The sequence below is a fragment of the Candidatus Omnitrophota bacterium genome (assembly GCA_023819145.1).
GTDB lineage: Bacteria > Omnitrophota > Gorgyraeia > DTHP01 > DTHP01 > JBFWKV01.
Genome location: JAMWCW010000002.1, coordinates 59,522 through 79,002 on the forward strand (window position 1 = coordinate 59,522; position 19,481 = coordinate 79,002).

A 19,481-nucleotide genomic window follows, 5' to 3' on the forward strand; every position below is an offset into this window, starting at 1 on the left:
TTTTAAAATTTGAAATTCGTGCTTTAAGTTTTCAAAAATTGTGGCACCATACCCAATGACTCTCCGTGATTTCGGATGTCTCGGGAAATTCTTTATCGCAAATCCCAACCCTTTTTTCACAACGTGGATGAAATGGACAACCTAAAGGCCTATTAAGTATGTCGGGAACCTGCCCGGGAATTGCGTTGAGAAAAGTTTTAGGTTTGCTCAATTCTGGAAAACAGGCAAGAAGTTTCTGTGTATAAGGATGCTTTGGGTTCTGGAAAATTTCTTCCACCTTTCCTGTTTCCACAATTTTACCCAAATACATTATTCCCACCCTATCCGCAATCTCTTCTACAATAGCCAAATCATGGGTAATAAACAAAGAAGTAAGTTGAAACTCTCTCTTTATTCTAAAAATTAATTCTAAAATCTGTGCTTGAATGGTAGTATCTAAAGCAGTTGTTGGTTCATCGAGAATCAATAATTTCGGATTACAACAAAGAGACATGGCAATCATCGCCCTCTGACGCATCCCCCCACTTAACTGATGAGGATAACTATCAAGTAAAACTTCGGGTTGGTCAAAACCGACGTTTCTTAACGAATCAATAGCCCTGAGACGTGCTTCTCTCTTATCCATCTTGAGATGAAAAACTAACATCTCAACTATCTGAGTTCCTACAGAAAGGACCGGATTCAATGAAGTAAGCGGTTCTTGAAAAACCATAGCTATATCTTTCCCACGTAGAGATTGCCAATCCCTTTCTGAAAAATTAATCAACTCCTTTCCTTCAAAAACGATATTTCCCTCCACTATTCTACCCGGAGAAGGAACGAGGTTTAAAATAGATAGCGCAAGCATTGTTTTCCCACACCCCGACTCTCCCACAACGGCAAAGAATTCTCCTCTTTTGATATCCAGGGAAACTTCATCAATAACTTTAGTGATACCCCCATTGGAATAAAAATATACTTTTAGATTCTTAATTTCTAATAACTTATCCATATTTTACAAAAACTCAGAACTCTAAACGACTTCAGCATTTGATTTAGAGCTTACTCATTGTCCTATGCGGGTCAAAGGCATCCCTTAATCCATCTCCTAAGAGATTAAAAGCTGATACGGTGATAAAAATAAATAGTCCAGGAATTAATATCCAAGGATGCCTCTGAATCTCGCTTATTGCCATTGCATCGGAAAGAAGATTACCCCAGCTGGCATAAGGGTCTTGTATCCCTAAACCAATCAAACTTAAAACCGATTCTCCTAAAATATAACCAGGGATAGAGAGCGTAATAGCTACAATAATATAAGAAAATAAATTAGGTAGAATGTGACGATAGATGACCTTTATGTTGCTTAAGCCAGAGACACGCGCAGAAAGTACAAATTCTTTTTCTCTCAAAGAAAGAGCCATTCCTCTAATAACTCTTGCTAATCCTGCCCACCCAATAAAAGAAAGAATAACAACAATAAGAAAATAAATCTGCACTGAACTTAAACTAAGAGGAAAAGTTGCCCGTAGAGTAAGCATCAGATAAAAACCCGGAACCATCATGATAATCTCGCAGAGTCGCATAATAAAATTGTCGATTCTGCCCCCAAAATATCCGGCAATTCCTCCCATAAACATCCCTAAGAAGAAACTGATACTTACCCCTACTAAACCAATAGAAAGCGAGATTCTTGCCCCATGTAAGATACGAGAAAATAAATCTCGCCCACGACTATCTGCTCCAAAGAGATAAATTCTTGCCGGCTCACTTACACCAAAGAGATGAACCCTGGTTTTAAAAATCCCTAATAATTTATATTCATCTCCTTTATAGAAAAGTCTTAGGGGATAAATCTGCGTCCTGTCTTCATAATAAATACGGCGATAAAAATCGTCAAATTTCTGTTGGTATCTGTAAATGTAAAAATATAGCCGACTCTTTTCTTTTGCAAAATATATCTTTGTGGGAGGATGATAAGAATTTTCTCTCTTTTCATTATCGAAATTATAGGGGGCAAAAAAATCTGCAAAGATTGCAAGAATATAAAGAACAACCAACATCCAGAAACCCCATATCGCTATACGATGCTTTTTAAAACGATAAAGGGCAATCTGAAATGGAGTCTTTGTTTTACTTCGGATTTCGGACTTCGGATTTCGGATTTGTTTATTCATATCTTATCCGTGGGTCAAACCAAGCAAGTAAAACATCGGCAACTAAATTCCCTATAATAAGCATAACTCCGCTGATGAGCATGGTTCCCATCACCAAATATATATCTTGACTTCTTACTGCACTAAGCATAACCGACCCCAATCCTGGCCAGTTACAGATTATCTCTGTTAAGGCTGCACCACTCAAAATATCCGAAAGGTGATATCCAAAAATGGTTATGAGAGGATTAATCGCATTTTTCAAAGCATGGGTATATAAAACTCTTCTCTCCGGTAATCCTTTCGCACGCGCTGTGAGAATGTAACGTTGACGCAATACCTCCAGCATATTACCCCGCATAATTCTCTGTAAAGAAGCAATCGCGCCTAAGGAAACTACTATCGTAGGAATAGCGAGGTGTTTAAGGATATCAATTATCTTAATAAAGAAATTAAACTCTTCAAAATTAGCCGAGCGCATACCTCCTGTAGGAAATATTCCGGTAAGACTGGCAATAAACAATAGGAGTATGGCGAGAAAAAAGCTCGGAATAGACAAACCAATAAAAGAAAAAGCAGAAAATAATCTATCCCAGAAGCGATACTGCTTTATGGCACAAAATATGCCCAAAGGGATAGCAATTAACCAAGTAAATAAAAGACTCGAAAAAGACAAAAGCAAAGTATTCCCAATCCTACTTTTTATTACCTTAGTAACAGGATTCTTCTGGGTAAAAGAGTAACCTAAGTCTAATTTAAGTATATTTTTTAACCAACAAAGATACTGAATTATCCACGGTTTATCGAGCTGATACTGAACCTCATACATTCTAATCGTTTCCGGAGAAATTTGAGGATTAAGCCTCAGTGTGTCAAAATAGTCTCCCGGCGCGAGTTGAATAAATAGAAAAGTAATGAAGGAAATTGCCAATAGTAAAGGAAAGGAAATAAGCAAACGTCTTAAAATATATGTTCTCATCCTCAATACTGTTACTGAATACTGGCTATTTAATATAGATTTCCTCTATATTATGAAAAGCCCCACCATAAGAGGTTGGATAGAGATTGCCGAATTTGTTCCTCACGGCAAAAATATTGAAAGGTAATACCGTATAAATTAAAGGTAAATTCTCAGAAACAATCAATTGCCATTCATCATACAATTTTTTTCTCTTTTCTTTATCTAATTCCTGAACCGCCTGGGTAAATATTTCATCAATTCTCTTCTCCCAATCTGTAGCGGGCTTTTCTTGCCGGGGGTACCAGAGATGAAGCTGCCCCCATGAATACCAAACATTTGCACCAAAGTGTGGTTCAATTCCTCCGGTTAATCCCAGGACTATAGCATCCCAATCAAAAGTGGAATCAAGTTTAGAAACCAAAAGATTAAATTCTAAAGGCATAAAATTAACCTTGAATCCAATCTTCTCGAAGTCCTTACGAATAAGCTGAGCAATTTTAACGCGTTCATTATTCCCTGCATTTGTATATAGACTAAACTCCACGCGATTACCTTCTCTATCTTCTAAAAAACCATCACCATCACGGTCAACAAATCCTTCCTCTCTTAAAATCATTTTTGCTTTTTCTATATTGTATTCGTATTTCTTAACGTAAGGATTATAAAAGAATCCTGAAGATGGGCTCAATGGTCCATCTTGTGCAATACCTAAACCATTAAGCACAATATTAATCATCGATTCCTTATCCAGAACATGGGCTACCGCTTCTCGGAATCTTCTATTGGTAAACCAATTTATCTTTTTGGGTTCAACAAATGGCTTTCCTGTCTGGGGGTTAATGCTTCTGTTCTGATTAAATACCAGATAATTCTCTCCAAAAACAGGGCCAGTATTAAAAATCGTAAAATTCCCTTCTTTCTCTTTGGGTTTTAAAAGGGGGTAATCCTCTCCACGCAAACTATAGTAATCAATTATCCCTTCTTTAAATTTAAGAAAAGCAGTATCCTGACTCTGAACAATAAGAAAAACTATCTTTTCTAAATAAGGAAGACGTTTACCTTCTCTATCCTTCCTCCAATATAAAGCATTCCTTTCAAGAATTACTTTCTCGCCGGGAAGATATTTTACCAATTTAAAAGGGCCAGTCCCTACAATCTGTTCAGGCGGAGTGTCTAAACCCCATGTAAAATTAAATCTTCCTTCCTTTAACGGTCTATGGAGAATATGTTTAGGCAGAATCTCCTGTCCCATCCCCATCAAAAAAGGCGCAAACCTTTTGGGTAAATCAAATCTAACTTCATAATCACTAAATTTATCTACCTTTATCAACTGCCCATCAATGGTAAAGATATCTCTTGCACTGGTAGGTATCTTGGGATTGTAGATCAATTCATTAAAAGTAAAAACCACATCCTCAGCAGTAAATTTCTCTCCATCGTGCCAGAAAACATCTTTGCGCAATTTAAAAATATAAGTAAGCCCATCATTTTCTATCCTCCAAGATTCTGCCAAATTTGGTTCCACATCCAAGGTAATTCCATTTACCCTTGTAAGTCCCTCAAAAATTAATCCTGTGATAACCGTAGTTGAAGTCTCTTTAGCTACAATGGGGTTAAAAGATTTTGGGTCGGCAATAGTTGCTAAAATAAGACTCCCGCCATAAGATCCGATGGAAGGAATGTAATTTTGAGGAAGCGGTGATGATAAATTTTTCTTACTGGAAGGGACAGAACCTTTTTCTACACTACAGCCCAAAAGGAATAAAAGAGACAATACTTCAATAATCCTTCTGTACATTATTGATTCGGCGAAGCATTCTCCTGTATTGGGGAAGGAACTTCTTGGCTACTTTCTACCGGAGGAACGGACTTTTCTCCTACTACTTCTTTCTTAACTTCTCCCTGTTTTAAACGTTCCATAATGGAAGTGGTCCTTTTGCCAGAGATAATGGCTATACCTAAACTGGCAATCAAAAATATCGTTGCGGAAATTGCCGTTATACGCGTAATCAATGTCCCTGCTCTTGTCCCAAAGATAGTCTGTGCTTGCCCACCAAACGTTTCAGAAAGCCCATAACCTTTGCCAGGCTGAATTAGAATAAGAAAAATGAGAAAGACGCATACAATAACATGAACAGCAATAATTAATCCTAACATCCTTCCTCCTTCGCTGGGAATATTATTTTAAAACCTATAAATCTCATGCGCCTTTAAGCTGATTAATCGCTTGAGATTTTTTTATAATCTCTGTAAAAGAAACTAAATCCAAACTTGCTCCTCCCACCAAAGCGCCATCCACATCTTTTTCCCTGATTAAATCTTCAATATTATCAGGTTTAACGCTACCTCCATACTGAATCCTGATGCCTTCCGCAATATCTTTACCAAAAATTTTATTCAGAAAATCCCTGATATAGCTATGGACTTCTTCTGCTTGAGAGGCAGTAGCATTTATTCCTGTTCCTATTGCCCATACCGGTTCATAAGCAATCACCAAGTCCGAAGGTTCTTGCACTTCTATGCCTCCTAAACCATTTTCTAAATGGTCTTTGACAACTTCAAAAGTTTCACCCCTTTTTCTCTCTTCAAGAGTTTCTCCTACGCATACAATGGGAATCAGTTTATACTTTAAAGCCGATTTAACTTTTCTGTTCACTGTTTCGTTAGTTTCCCCAAAAAACTGTCTTCTTTCCGAATGTCCTATAATCACATATTCAACTCCTAAATCCTTTAACATTAACGGAGAAATCTCGCTGGTAAAAGCGCCTTTATCTTCCCAGTGCATATCCTGCGCACCCAGTTTAATCTGAGAATCCCTAATAACTTCCTCTACTTCTGACAAAACCGTATAAGGAGGACAAACAACAATATCCATTTCCATCTCATCAATAAAATTCCTTTTAAGGCCATTTACTAAATCTATTGCCTCTGTAACAGTTTTGTGCATCTTCCAGTTTCCGGCAATTATTGGTCGTCTCATAATTTTATTGTTAAATTGTCAAATTACCTTGTGTATTTAACGCTCAGCAAACAATTTATTATATTAGTGTATAAATTATTTATCCCTAAGGCTAGCAATACCCGGCAAAACCTTACCTTCCATATATTCTAAAGAAGCTCCTCCCCCTGTAGAAACGTGAGTCATCTTTTCTTCCACTCCGAATTTTGCCACCGCAGAAGCAGTATCTCCCCCGCCCACTACGGTAATGGCAGAAAGGCCGGCTATAAAAAGAGCAATTTCTTTTGTTCCTTTACTAAAGGAATCAGTTTCAAAAATACCCAAAGGACCGTTCCAAGCAATGGTTTGAGCATTTTTAAGAACCTTTTTGAACGCATCAATAGTTTTTTCTCCTATGTCTACTCCTAACCATCCCTCAGGAATATTGGAATCTTTTGTGTTTAACGTTTTAGCATTAGGTTCAATTTTATCGGCAATGAGATGGTCAGAGGGAAGCACTAAATTCTTCTTTAAATTATTCGCCTTTTCCAGAATCTTTTTAGCAAGTTCAATCTTATCTTTCTCAAATTTCGAATTTCCTATATTTATGTCTTTTGCCTTAAGAAAGGTATAAGCCATCGCCCCTCCGATAAGAATCGCATCCGCCTTGGGTAAAAGATGCTCAATAACTCCTATTTTGTCCGAAACCTTTGCTCCTCCAAGAATAACTACAAAAGGTCTTCTGGGATTAGCCAAAGCCTCACCTAAATATTTAATCTCTTTCTCTAACAAAAATCCTGCGGCGGATGTAAGATAATGCGTTACACCCTCTGTAGAAGCATGCGCACGATGACAGGTTCCAAAAGCATCGTTAACAAATAAATCTCCCAATGCAGCAAGCTGTTTGGCAAAACCAGAGTCGTTCTTCTCTTCTTCAGGATGAAATCTTAAATTCTCAAGAAGAATTATTTTTTCTGCAGACTCTTTAATTTCCTTTTTAGTCAAATCTCCAACACAGTCATCAAGTTTTTTTACCCTTATTCCTAACAACTCTTCCAATCTTTTTGCTACAGGATTTAGTCTTAATTCTTCCTTTACCTTACCATCTGGCCTACCTAAATGGCTCATGAGAATTATCTTCTTTGCACCATTATCTAAAGCATATTTTATCGTAGGCAGGGCCGCTCTAATTCTTATGTCGTCGGTAACATTTAATTTCTCATCTAAAGGCACATTAAAATCCACGCGCATCAAGACCAACTTATCTTTCAAATCTAAATCTCTGATTGTTAATTTTGCCATACATTTCCCTTTCGTGGTAGATTTTGTTTTTTTGCGTTAATCTTTTAAACTTTTTCGCGAATTTTATAATTTCTTTGCCACCAATTTAACCAAATCTACTACTCTTAAAGAATATGCCCACTCATTATCGTACCAGGCAAGAACTTTTACCAAACGTTTATCTATCACATTGGTCAATTCCGCATCAAATATTGCCGAATAATTTGAACCATTAAAATCGCGAGAAACTAGAGGAAGGTCGCAATAATAGAGTATTCCTTTAAGGTTTGTCTCTGAAGCACGTTTGAAAGCAGAATTAATTTCCTCTTTGGTAGCATCCTTTTCCACTTCACAGACCAAATCTACCAAAGAGACGTTTGGAGTAGGAACTCTGATTGCCAGTCCATCCATTTTTCCTTTCAACTGGGGAAGAACTAATCCTATTGCCTTAGCTGCCCCGGTGGTAGTAGGAATCATCGAAAGATTTGCCGCTCTTGCCCGTCGTAAATCTTTATGCGGAAGGTCAAGGACTCTTTGGTCATTGGTATAAGAATGGATAGTGGTCATTAATCCCTTTTTTACTCCAAAATTGTCTAATAAAACTTTTGCCACAGGAGCAAGACAGTTAGTAGTACAGGAAGCATTAGAAATTATATGATGGTTTTTAGGGTCGTAATTAGTATCATTAACTCCTAAAACAATCGTAATATCTTCATTTTTGGCAGGAGCGGTAATAATGACCTTTTTTGCTCCTTGTTGGATGTGCCCAATTGCTTTTTCTTTATCCGTAAATACTCCGCTTGATTCTACAACAATATCCACCCCTAAATTCTTCCAAGGAATTTCTGCCGGCGATTTAAAACTGGTTACCTTTATTTCCTTCCCATCTACAATCAAAGCATCCTCTTTTGTCTCTACATTAGCCGAAAATGTTCCAAAGGTAGAATCGTATTTTAAAAGATGTCCTAAGACTTTTGTCCCCACTGGCAAATCATTAATCACTACTACATCCAAATCTTTATAACCCGCTCGGAAAACAAGTCTTCCAATCCTCCCAAAACCATTAATTCCAATTCTTACACCCATTTTTACCTCCTCCTTTTTAAAACTGTTTAACCATTTATCTAATCAACTATTTAACTAATCTTTACTTCTCGGAGATATTTTGCTGCATGGGAAGGCCGCATAGGATTTATATAGAAACCCGTCCCCCATTCAAAACCAGCAAGGCGGGTCAGTTTAGGCATGAACTCCAGGTGCCAATGATAGTCCTCTCTTTCCATCCCTTCCAAAGGTGAGGTATGGATAATAAAATTGAAGGAAGGATCACGGAGCACTATTTTTGCTCGTTTAAGCATCTCGCGGAGGATATTCGCAAAACTTATTACCTCTTCTCTTTGTATATATGAGAAATCTGATTCATGTTCTTTGGGTATAATCCAGAATTCAAAAGGGAAACAGGAAACAAAAGGAGCGAAAGCAATAAAATGTTTATTTTCCATAATTATCCTTTTTTCGTCTTGCAATTCCTGTCTTATCATATCGCAGAATACACACCGTTCACGGTACTCAAAATACTTCTGCGAACCGCGTAATTCCTCTTGCACTCGTTTAGGAACAACCGGTAAAGCAATAAGTTGAGAATGGGGATGTTCCAAAGAAGCCCCAGCACTCTTCCCATAATTCTTAAAAATAAGAATATATTTAAATCGTTTATCTCCCCGTAAATCAATGCTCCGATTACGATAACACCAGATAACTCTCTCAACTTCGTGGTCCTGTAAATCAGCAATTTCGCGATTGTGGTCTGGATTTTCTATAATTACCTCATGAGCACCAATACCATTGCTTAAATCATAAACTCCTATTCCTCGTTTATTCAAACCACCTTCTATTTGAAGTGCAGGAAACTTATTAGGAACGACGCGTGTAAGCCAACCGGGGGTATCTGGACTAGTTGCCCCTTCACGGTGGGCAATTATTTCTGGAGGAGTCATTGTTTCATTTCCCGGACAAAAAGGACAAACTCCTTTACCTCTCACATGAGTTTCAACTTCAAAATCTTCAGGGGTGCATTCTTTTTCATTACCAATAATCACCCATCTTCCTGTAACCGGATCTCTTCTTAATTCTGCCATATTCCCATCCTTTTAAATATCGACCTTCTAATTCTCTATTTAACTATTTCACTCTTTACCTACTCGACTATTCAACTAATTCCAATCAACTAATTTCAAGCAATTTCCAATTCTCTGAGATATTTTGCTGCCTCTTCCGGGGGAGTGGGATTGATATAAAATCCCGAACCCCATTCAAAACCCGCGACCCGCGTGAGACGAGGGATTATTTCAATATGCCAGTGATAGTCCTCATCCAAAGTTTTCCAATATCCTGGCTTTTTAGGTATTCTAAAGGGCGCGGTATGAATTATGTAATTATAAGGTGGGTCATTAAGTGCCTTTTTAAGCTTAGTTAACACCTGTTTCATTACTTTAGCCAAATCAAAAACTTCCTGCCTTTTTAAAGTGATAAAATCCGCAGAATGATTTTTGGGAATAACCCACGTCTCAAAAGGAAAACGCGCCGCAAAAGGAGTAAAAGCAACTATACCATCGGATTCCATTACAATTCTTTCTCCGGAATCAAGTTCCTGTCTAATAACATCGCAAAATATACATCTCTCTTTAAATTCAAAATATGTCCTTGCGCCCAAAAGTTCCTCTTTTACTCGTTTAGGATTAACTGGCATCGCCATCAATTGTGAACGCGTATGTTTTACCCTTCCACCCCCCGCACTCCATCCATAGTTCTTAAATACAAGCACATATTTAAAACGTAAATCTTTTCCTAAATCAGTTACTCGCTCAATGTAAGCAAGAAAAACCTTGGCAATTTGTTCTTCAGAAATATCCGCCATATTGGCAATGTGCTGAGGAGTTTCAATCACTACTTCATGCGCCCCTACTCCGTGCATTACATCATACATCCCTCTACCCTGTCGATTAATATTCCCTTCAATCCGCAAAATAGGAGCAATACTCGGAACAACTCTCACATCCCAGCCTGATTTATTCCTTTGTGTGTTTGGCTTGCGGAAAGCAAAAATCTCAGGAGGCGTATGTTCTTCATTTCCTTCACAAAATGGACAACCATCTTCGGAAGGCTCTTCCTGTAAAGAAACAAAATCGTGGGGTCTCTTTGCTCTTTCGGTAGCAATAATTACCCATCTTCCAATAATAGGGTCTTTACGCAGTTCTGGCATTTTTATTTCCTTTCTTTTAAATTAAGATGTTCATTATAGCAATATTTTTATAAATTGCAAGTATAAATTTTAATAAGACGAATTATATAGACTAACATACTGATTAAACAGATTCAAATAAAAAACAATTAGGTTAATAATTCTCCTTTCCCCAATTGATGTCCAAGAAGAAATTTCTCTGCAGACATTCTCTTTCCGCCCTCCAGTTGTAATTCTTTTATCAAAATCCCTCCCTGTCCCGTCTTAACTATGAAACCGTCCTTATTGATATCAACTATCTCTCCGTATTGGGCGTCTAAAAAACTGCCCTCTACCACTTGTGTTTTCCATATTTTAAGAAGTTTATTATGCCATCGGCAAAAACTTCCCGGCCAAGGAACGAGTGCTCTTGTCTGGTTATATATCTTTACTGCTGGGTTATTCCAATCTATTCTTCCATCTTCTTTTTTAAGCAAAGGAGCAAAACTAACTTCATTTTCATCCTGAGGTATTAAAACCGCTCTCCCTTCTTCTATCAAATCTATCGCTTCTTTTAACAATCTTGCACCTTCTTTGCTTAATCTCTCCCCCAGGGTAATTGCATCTTCATTTTCAAAAATAGCAATTCTCTTCTGAAGAATTATTTCCCCCGCATCCATTCTCTCAGTTACTTTAAAGATACTCAAACCTGTTTCTTGTTCTCCATTTAATATCGCCCAGTTTATAGGAGCCGCTCCTCTATAGCGGGGTAAAAGTGAAGCGTGCAGATTAATTGTATAAAATTTGGGAATGGCGAGAATTTCGCGGGGTAAAATCTTTCCGTAAGAAACTATTACAAAAAGGTCTGCTTTCTTTTCCTCTAAATATTCTATGAACTCCCTGCTTCTGATGTCCTCGGGTTGAACTACTTCTAGACGCAAGACTACCGCTTTGGTCTTTACCGGCGGAGGTTTTAATTCCAGATGTCTTCCTTGTTTTTTATCAGGTTGTGTCACTACCGACAAAATCTCATGCCCACTACAACTAACCTCTTCCAGACTGGGAGTCGCAAAATGGGAAGTTCCCCAGAAGATAATCTTCATCGTCTGTTTCTCTTGAACTTTTTCAAAAGACGGAATCGTTTCAGAGCACCAATGCGGTCAATAAACAAAACTCCATCTAAGTGGTCCGTTTCATGTTGAATAATGCGTGCCAAAATACCTTCGGCATTAATAATTCTTTCTCTGCCTTCTAAATCTTCAAATTTCAAAACCACTTTTTTGCTTCTTTTTACTTCTGCTGAAACCCCCGGCAGGCTAAGGCAACCTTCAGTAAGGACTTCTTTAGCTAAAGACTTTTCTAAAATGCGCGGATTAACAATCACTAATTCTTTACCTCGTTCTCCACTAGAATTGGCAATAAATATTCTTTTACTAACCCCTACCTGTGGAGCAGCTAAACCCACCCCATCTGAAACATACATCGTATCTATCATATCCTTAATCAACTTCCTATCCTCATCGTTAATTTTTGTCACTACCATCGCTTTTTTTCTCAACACACTATCCGGAAACACAATAATTCTTAATATTGCCATAGTCTCTATCTTTTTTCACTTAGGTTCTATATCAATAGTCAAAACGTTGCCTTTAAATTTTCTTTGCTTCTTAAAAACCTTATCCAACAGAGCAAATACATTTTTTATATTACCAGATTTTATAAAAATTTGCCAGCGATATTTATCTCTCAGTTTTAAAACCGGATGAGGAATGGCATCGGATATAAAAATTCCTCGCGAAGTATTCATTTCCTTTATGCTCCTTGCCAAAAGATGGGCATTTTTTTCTACATTTTTTTGGTTCTTACCCCGCAGATTAAGGACTATAAGATTCTTAAAAGGTGGTAATCCTAATTCTTTTCTTAAACTCAATTCATCTTGATAAAACATCTCATAATCAAGTTTCTTTAAAGCATCAAATAAATTATTTTGCGGATTACGCGTTTGAATCAAAAGCTCCCCCCATTCATTATCTTGTTTTAACAAACTCAAGAATCTTATCAACAAAGAAAAAATCCTCTCTCCCCCCCGAAAATCAGGGAATTTAACATCCTCTTCTAAATTGACTATCCCCACGAGTCCAATTCCAGATAAGGGAGGCAATTTTACGAGCATGTTTGTTCCCGTTAAAATATCTATACGTTTTTCCTGAAAATCTTTAAGCACATTTTTCAATACCTTTTCCCGTTTAATATCTAAATCAATCCTTGCGGTTTTTGCGCGAGGGAAAAGTCTACTCAATTCACTCTCCAGCTTCTCCGTCCCTATACCCTGATAACGTAAATAGGATGTTTGGCAATTAGGACAGAGTGAAGGTGCTTCCTGAACAGCTCCACAATAATGACAAACCAGCTTCTTAATAGAGAAATGATAGATAAAATTCCGCTCACAACGTTCACAACGCATTACTCTACCACATTTCCTACATCTGATAAAAGTAGCAAAACCTCTGCGATTAAGCACAAGAAAGACCTTATTACCTTTTTCTAAAACTTCATTTATCTTTATTTCCAAAGGCTTAGTTATATAGTTTTTACTTCGTCTGCCACTTGATAAGTCTATAACAGATACATTCGGATATCTCTCGGGCTTATTTCTTAAGTCAATAAGCCAAAAACCATCTTTCTTTGCTTTATAATAAGTTTCTACCAAAGGCGGAATACCCACCAATATCAAAGGTATTTTAAAATAATTTGCACGACAAATTGCCACATCTCTTGCATTAAAAAAGGGAAATTCATCTTGTTTATGAAAAGTAGAACTTTCATCCTCTACGATAATTAATCCAAAGTTTTCCTGAGGAAGGAAAACTGCCATTCTTGTTCCTATAACTACCTTGGGGTATTTCCCTCTAATCTTACACCAGTTAATGAAACCATCCTTCTCGCTAAATCCACTGTGATAAAGAATAATCTCATAAGAATCAAATTTTCTTTTTAACACAGAATACAGATTATCAGCTATGTAAATTTCCGGAACAATAATAAGCACGCTCTTTCCTTCATTAAGAACCCATTCGCAAATTTCGTAATAGATATTTAATCTCTTTTCTTGAAAATAGTCCTCGAAAATAAGAAAATTGAAATTTTCTTTCTCCTTTATTAAATTAATCATTCTCTCAGCCTCAGGAGAAAATTTTGTAAAAATTCTCTCTTTACTTAAGGTTTGCGGTTTTTCTTCCAAAACTAATGTTTTTTTAGGTCGGCGGAGATAGGCAGGAGTAGCTAATGCCATCATTTCGCCCCAACTGGCAAAATAATGCTCAGAAAGAGTTTTCAGAAAAAAGAGTATTTTTTTTGTAAAAAGAATCTCTTTATCTAAAACGGAAATAATTTCTTTGGTATAAGAACTCTTACTTTTTTTACTTTTTCCAATACAGTAACCTACGACCTTCCTTTTTCCAAAAGGAACATAAACTCTTTTCCCAATCTCTGCATCCTTCATTAAGGAATCAGGGATCGCATAGTCAAATGACTTTTTAAGTGGAAGCCCGAAAATTACTTCGGCGTATTTATCCATAATTGTATTCAAATCCCAAAATCTAAATCCTAAACTTATTACTTTAGGGTTGTACTATTTTTATTGCCTTTTTAAAATCTTGCCATGCAGCTTTTTTTTCTGATGGATTACGTAAAAGATATGCGGGATGAAAAGTAGGAATAACCTTTATTCCTTCATAGAGATATTCTTGTCCATGGACTTGGGTCAAAGAAAGGTCTTTTTTAGATAAAGCAAGATTCGCAAACCTCCCCAAAGCACAAATTACCTTTGGTTTAATAATCTCAATCTGTCGTTTTAAATAGTCAAAACATGCATTAATTTCTTGAGGATAAGGAGAACGATTGTACGGTGGACGACATTTTAAGACGTTAGCGATATAAACCTCCTCCCTCCTAAATCCCATTGCTTCAATAATCTGCGTAAGTAATTTCCCTGCCTTTCCCACAAAAGGTTTGCCTTCTTTATCTTCTTCTTCACCAGGTGCCTCTCCCAAAAAGATAATCTTTGCATAAGGATTCCCTTCGCCAAAAACTATATTTTTCCTTGTTTTGTAAAGAGTACACTTTTGGCAAATTAAGACCTCTTCTCTAATCTCTTTAAGCAAATCTAATCTCTTCTGAATGCTTCCCCCTTTCATAAAATATTCTACTCCCATCTTTCTCTCTATCTCTAAATAACCCTCAATGTTTCTTAAGGTTTTTTCCAAGAAATTATTCATTTAAATACAAACATAGATTATGCATTGTCGGGGGAGTATTTATTAATAATTAGTGTTTAGAAGATTTATTTAAAATATTCTAAATTTTGCTTGACCCAACAAATTATTCTATCTATGCCTTCTTCGGGATTAATTTCGGGTTTCCATTTTAAAGTTCTGCTCACCTTAGTAATATCCGAGATATAAACCTTCTGGTCTGAAGGTCGCCAGTGAGAGAAACTTATTTTTGGACTTTTGCCTGTCTTTTTTTTCAGAAACTTAAACATTTCTAGAAGGGAAATAGTGTTACTTGCCCCTCCTCCAATATTAAATACCTCATTTTTTATATCGGATTTTATAAACTTATCAAACGCTTCTACCAAATTGCTCACATAGAGCAAATCGCGTACCTGTTTCCCATTACCATAAACAGTTATCGGCTTATCCAAAAGTGTAGCGATTACAAACCAAGCCACCCACCCTTGGTCCTCAAAGCCAAATTGCCTTATCCCATAGATGCAGGACATGCGAAACACTCCAGTTTTCATTCCATAGATATGCGCATATTCTTGAGTATATAAATCTCCCACCAATTTACTTACTCCGTAAGGGGTGTGTCCGGTTAAATCAGTAGAAAGATTTTCGGAAATCCCTTTAATATCTTTGAAAACATAACGTGTATTTTTCTCCACAATAGGAAATTTATCTACATTTTCTCCGTAAACTTTATTGGTTGAGGTATAAATAAAGGTTGCCTGAGGCGAAATCTGACGTAATGTCTCTAATACATTAAGCGTGCCAAAGGCATTGATACCAAAGTCTTCACGAGGCATTCTTACGCTGGAAGGCACCCCCGGTTGACCTGCAGTATGAATAACTACATCCACTCCCTTACCCATTGCTTTTTTCACATCCTCTTCATTACGCACATCTCCTAGAACTCTTTTTATGTTTTTAAATTTTCCCAAATAGTTCCAGTTATATTCTACCGAATCCTTATCATAGCCAAAAAGTTTTGAACGCATAAGATTGTCCAAAACAACTACATCGTTATCCTTTTTTGCAAAGTATTCTGCGCAATGCGAACCCACAAGCCCTGCTCCTCCGGTAATAAGAATTTTCATTTTCCCTCCTTTTTTATTTTATAAACTCTTTATTTAGGAATTTCAAACGCAATAAACTTAAAAACAAAAAGAGTGCACCTATGGTAACACAGGAATAAATTTCAAAAATATCCGCCAGTTTCCCCCCTATTATTTCTTCCGAAAATAAAGAACAACAAACAAACGAAATAATTATAGAAACCAGAATCCACTTATTTTTCACCTCTGCTTTAATAAGATAATAAATCAAAATCATATAGGAAGGTAAAAGCCAGATATAAAAATATCTCCAAGAATTAGGATTAAATAAAGCAATACAAATAGAAATTAGCGAAAAATCATACATAATCTTTCTGCCGGGGATTATCGCCAATAGATAAAGTATCATTGCTACAACAATAAAAATAATATTGACTGTTTTCTGAGGTAAATAAAGAAGATTTACTTTATAAAAACTTTCTTGAGAAAAAAACCTGTTTAGGCAGGCAAGAAGTGATTGGTTAGGATAACAGGTTAGGGAATAGTTATCCAAAGAACTCTTAAACAAAAAACACGTCCCCTCCTTCAGAAGGGTCCAATTGGTTTTCCAACCTAAGAAGATGGCGGGTATTAAATTAAAGATAATAATAAATACTATAACTTTCGTTAAAAAACGGAGTTTCTTTCTTAACAAAAACCAGGGCAGAAACAAAACTGTCATATACTTTATCATTATAGAAAAAGCGATAAGGAAACTGGCTAAATTTTCTCTGTTTTTATCAAAAAAGTATAACCCCAAGAAAAACAAACACATCATTAAAATATTAGATTGACCTTGATGAAAATTACCAGTAATAAACCTAAGGGAAGTAATCACACTAAAAAAATAAAATAAAGTATAAGCCTTAAACTCATCTTTATTTTCTATGATTAATTCTTTTAAGGTGTAAATCAACAACAGGAAAAACAATATATTTGCTAAAAACCAAACGCTTGCAGCGGTCCGTTCAGAAAGTCTGGCAAGAAAGGATATTAGAAACGCATAGAAGGGAGGGTATTTATAATAAGAAATTCCCCCTTCAAAGGTATAAATTGGCTCTCTCTCTACAAATCTTTTCCCTGCGTGATAAAGCATATGAAAATCTGAAAAATTTCTCTTTGGAGCGCGGTATCGATATTGTACGAAAAATCCAGAAAATAAAACTATTACTAGTAAAACTTTCCAGAATATATGGAAATTTATTTTCATCATTTCAATCTATATAAAAACAATTTTATAAAAGAAATTATCCCATCTTTCGCTTTTATCTTTTTTCCTTCGCGATATCTTCTCCCTCGGTATTCTATAGGAACCTCAATTATTTTTATTTTATTCTTTAAAACCTTAGAAGTAAGTTCAACTTCTATATCAAAACGGTTACTTTCTATAACAAATTTAGATATTATATCCCGATAAAAAAGTTTATAACAGGTTTCAATATCTGTAAGATGAGCTCCATATAAAAAATTAGTAAAAAAAGTCAAAATCCTGTTTGCCAAATATTGTAAAGGACTAAATTTTTTAAAACTACCCTTTAAAAACCTTGAGCCATAAACTACCAAAGCTTTATTTTTATAAGCGGTATCTAATAACTTATTATACTCTTCTGGATTATATTCTAAGTCCGCATCCTGTATGATTACATAATCTCCTTTTGCATATTTCAAAGCAGTCCGTATACAGGCTCCTTTTCCTTGATTCCAATCGTGGTAAATAATTTTAATATTATTCTTATCAGATAATCTCTTTAAATATTCATCCGTACCATCTATAGAACAGTCGTCTACAACAATTATCTCTTTATAAATTTCTACCTGCTCAATCTGTTTAATTATTTCCCCAATAAAATCCTTTTCATTATAAACGGGAACAATTACCGAGAGTTTCATTTATTATTCTTTCCTTGCTTTGATAATAAGATGTCTACCTAAAAGCAATTCAGGAGAAAGAAGTAATCTATGTATTCGTGTATAATCAATTCCGCCTTTTTTAAGAGAACGAAATCTTTTAAAATAAAGTTGTAATTTTATTATGGGTTGAAATACAAAAGCTAACAATTTTTGCTGCGTTTTAATTAAATCTGTTAAGATCTTTTCAATACGTAGATTAGTAATCGCAAATAAATACTCAAGCTCTTGATAACGCCAAATCGTTACATGAATGTTTTTATTTCCAAAATACTCAGAATATTCTAATGTTGGTTCTCGAAAAAAATCAAAACTTCCTTCGAAGAAAAACCTTAACCTTGATCTGATATTTAGTATATTTGGAGTAGATAAAATAATCAATCCCCCTGGTTTCAAAAGACGATTTATTTCTTGGATAACAAAATAAGGATTATACAGATGCTCTATCACCTCTAAAAACAATACATAATCAAAACTATTATCAGAGAAAGGTAATCCTTTGGTTATATCGCATTTTATAAATTCTATTTCATCTTTATATCTAAATCTCTTATCATCTATATCTAAAGCAGTTACTTGAAATCCTAACTTTTTAATCCCAAAACTATAATCTCCGTCTCCACAGCCTATATCTAAAACTATTCCTCTTTTTTCTTCATTCATAATCTCTATGATTTTATCCAAAAGAAGGTTTCGTTTTTTACTCATGTTTTATTCTTTTCTCCAGCATTTCCCTATATTTGGCATAGCTTAATAACTGATAAAGTCCAGAAAATACTGCTACCATAAAGCCATAAATCCCATCACGATAAGCTTTTTTTCTTAATAATCTCCTATAAAAAAACCTATCTAAAGTACGCCATAAAGCATGCCCAAAAGTCATTTTTCTTCCTGTAAGCATCCACTTTTCCGCCTCACGCGTAGTCTGATTGTTTAATTTATTTAAATAGTCACTAAAATTGCGATAAGAGTAATGAAGTAAATCGTTTTTTAAGCGCCCGCATTTTCCTTCTAAAAATGCCCGAGGATGAACCCCTACTTCTTCAAATCTAAACTTGTCTTTTCGGAACAATTTCAATTGCGGAGCGGGATACTCCCCTCCATATCTCAACCAGTAATCTCCAATGAAATTTCTTCGGGGTAGAGTATAACCATTAAATTTAAGACCTTCTGCAAAAATTTTGCATATCTCATCCCGTAACATTTCGGTCACGCGTTCATCTGCATCTAAACTTAAAACCCAAAGATTCTTTGCTTGTTGATATGCCCAGTTACGCTGTTTTCCTTCTATATCCATTTTTCTTTTCAAAACCTTTGCCCCCAAACTTTGCGCAATTTCTACAGTTCTATCAGTTGACTCATCATCAACTACAATTATCTCCTCAACCCAGTCCTTTACCGACAAAATACAATCCCTTATCCTCTCTTCTTCATTCTTTACCAATATCACTACAGTTAGAGGAATTTTCTTAATCATTTTTAATACGGTCTTTTACCTTTCCTGAAAAGATTATAATATCCTGATACTTTAACCTTGAATTTTAAAAGACTAACGTTTCTTACGGAAATGCGATTAAATTCATATGGGTCTTTTAGATTGCATAAATCACTTCCCCGATTGGTAGTTAAACCTGCACTATAGCCTGCTTTTTTTACCATTT

20 protein-coding genes are annotated in these 19,481 nt (G+C 35.9%); all 20 read right to left on the reverse strand.

Features of this window, described 5'->3' with window-relative positions; all coding sequences use genetic code 11:
• Positions 1-31: 31 nt before the first annotated feature.
• On the reverse strand, positions 32-991 hold the full coding sequence (locus tag NC818_01255; GenBank protein MCM8783396.1) for an ABC transporter ATP-binding protein: 960 nt from the start codon (positions 989-991) through the stop codon (positions 32-34).
• Between the two features lie 43 nt (positions 992-1,034).
• Positions 1,035-2,156, reverse strand: a complete 1,122-nt coding sequence (locus NC818_01260; GenBank protein ID MCM8783397.1) for an ABC transporter permease — start codon at positions 2,154-2,156, stop codon at positions 1,035-1,037.
• Positions 2,149-3,114, reverse strand: a complete 966-nt coding sequence (locus NC818_01265; protein MCM8783398.1) for an ABC transporter permease — start codon at positions 3,112-3,114, stop codon at positions 2,149-2,151. The genes NC818_01260 and NC818_01265 overlap by 8 nt, the downstream gene beginning before the upstream one ends.
• Before the next feature lie 25 nt (positions 3,115-3,139).
• Entirely contained in the window at positions 3,140-4,894 is a 1,755-nt protein-coding gene (locus NC818_01270) for an ABC transporter substrate-binding protein (protein MCM8783399.1), read from the reverse strand.
• Positions 4,894-5,253: a preprotein translocase subunit SecG gene (secG, locus tag NC818_01275; GenBank protein ID MCM8783400.1), complete on the reverse strand. Its 360-nt coding sequence runs from the start codon at positions 5,251-5,253 to the stop codon at positions 4,894-4,896. The genes NC818_01270 and secG overlap by 1 nt, the downstream gene beginning before the upstream one ends.
• Before the next feature lie 43 nt (positions 5,254-5,296).
• Positions 5,297-6,076 (reverse strand): triose-phosphate isomerase, encoded by a 780-nt coding sequence (tpiA, locus tag NC818_01280; GenBank protein ID MCM8783401.1) that lies wholly within the window; start codon positions 6,074-6,076, stop codon positions 5,297-5,299.
• A 75-nt stretch (positions 6,077-6,151) separates the two neighbouring features.
• Positions 6,152-7,336 (reverse strand): phosphoglycerate kinase, encoded by a 1,185-nt coding sequence (locus tag NC818_01285; GenBank protein ID MCM8783402.1) that lies wholly within the window; start codon positions 7,334-7,336, stop codon positions 6,152-6,154.
• A 63-nt stretch (positions 7,337-7,399) separates the two neighbouring features.
• The gene (gap, locus tag NC818_01290) at positions 7,400-8,401 is read right to left on the reverse strand and encodes a type I glyceraldehyde-3-phosphate dehydrogenase (GenBank protein MCM8783403.1); all 1,002 of its coding nucleotides are present in this window, start codon (positions 8,399-8,401) and stop codon (positions 7,400-7,402) included.
• Positions 8,402-8,451: 50 nt separating this feature from the next.
• The gene (gene galT / locus NC818_01295) at positions 8,452-9,453 is read right to left on the reverse strand and encodes a galactose-1-phosphate uridylyltransferase (protein ID MCM8783404.1); all 1,002 of its coding nucleotides are present in this window, start codon (positions 9,451-9,453) and stop codon (positions 8,452-8,454) included.
• 95 nt (positions 9,454-9,548) lie between these two features.
• Positions 9,549-10,577: a galactose-1-phosphate uridylyltransferase gene (gene galT / locus NC818_01300; protein MCM8783405.1), complete on the reverse strand. Its 1,029-nt coding sequence runs from the start codon at positions 10,575-10,577 to the stop codon at positions 9,549-9,551.
• Between the two features lie 128 nt (positions 10,578-10,705).
• Positions 10,706-11,638 carry a methionyl-tRNA formyltransferase gene (gene fmt / locus NC818_01305; protein MCM8783406.1) on the reverse strand — a complete coding sequence of 311 codons (933 nt, stop codon included), beginning with the start codon at positions 11,636-11,638 and terminating at the stop codon, positions 10,706-10,708.
• Complete coding sequence (gene def / locus NC818_01310; protein MCM8783407.1) at positions 11,635-12,132, reverse strand: peptide deformylase; 498 nt, start codon at positions 12,130-12,132, stop codon at positions 11,635-11,637. The genes fmt and def overlap by 4 nt, the downstream gene beginning before the upstream one ends.
• 15 nt (positions 12,133-12,147) lie before the next feature.
• The gene (gene priA / locus NC818_01315) at positions 12,148-14,112 is read right to left on the reverse strand and encodes a primosomal protein N' (GenBank protein MCM8783408.1); all 1,965 of its coding nucleotides are present in this window, start codon (positions 14,110-14,112) and stop codon (positions 12,148-12,150) included.
• Between the two features lie 43 nt (positions 14,113-14,155).
• Entirely contained in the window at positions 14,156-14,812 is a 657-nt protein-coding gene (locus NC818_01320; GenBank protein MCM8783409.1) for a uracil-DNA glycosylase, read from the reverse strand.
• Between the two features lie 65 nt (positions 14,813-14,877).
• Positions 14,878-15,915 carry a GDP-mannose 4,6-dehydratase gene (locus tag NC818_01325; GenBank protein MCM8783410.1) on the reverse strand — a complete coding sequence of 346 codons (1,038 nt, stop codon included), beginning with the start codon at positions 15,913-15,915 and terminating at the stop codon, positions 14,878-14,880.
• Between the two features lie 13 nt (positions 15,916-15,928).
• Positions 15,929-17,008 (reverse strand): DUF2029 domain-containing protein, encoded by a 1,080-nt coding sequence (locus NC818_01330; protein MCM8783411.1) that lies wholly within the window; start codon positions 17,006-17,008, stop codon positions 15,929-15,931.
• Between the two features lie 113 nt (positions 17,009-17,121).
• Positions 17,122-17,802, reverse strand: a complete 681-nt coding sequence (locus NC818_01335; protein ID MCM8783412.1) for a glycosyltransferase family 2 protein — start codon at positions 17,800-17,802, stop codon at positions 17,122-17,124.
• Positions 17,803-17,805: 3 nt separating this feature from the next.
• The gene (locus tag NC818_01340; protein ID MCM8783413.1) at positions 17,806-18,528 is read right to left on the reverse strand and encodes a class I SAM-dependent methyltransferase; all 723 of its coding nucleotides are present in this window, start codon (positions 18,526-18,528) and stop codon (positions 17,806-17,808) included.
• Entirely contained in the window at positions 18,521-19,297 is a 777-nt protein-coding gene (locus NC818_01345) for a glycosyltransferase family 2 protein (GenBank protein MCM8783414.1), read from the reverse strand. Before NC818_01345 ends, NC818_01340 begins: the two co-directional genes overlap by 8 nt.
• A 2-nt stretch (positions 19,298-19,299) precedes the next feature.
• Positions 19,300-19,479, reverse strand: coding sequence for a hypothetical protein (locus NC818_01350; GenBank protein ID MCM8783415.1), 180 nt, complete (start codon positions 19,477-19,479; stop codon positions 19,300-19,302).
• Positions 19,480-19,481: the final 2 nt, after the last annotated feature.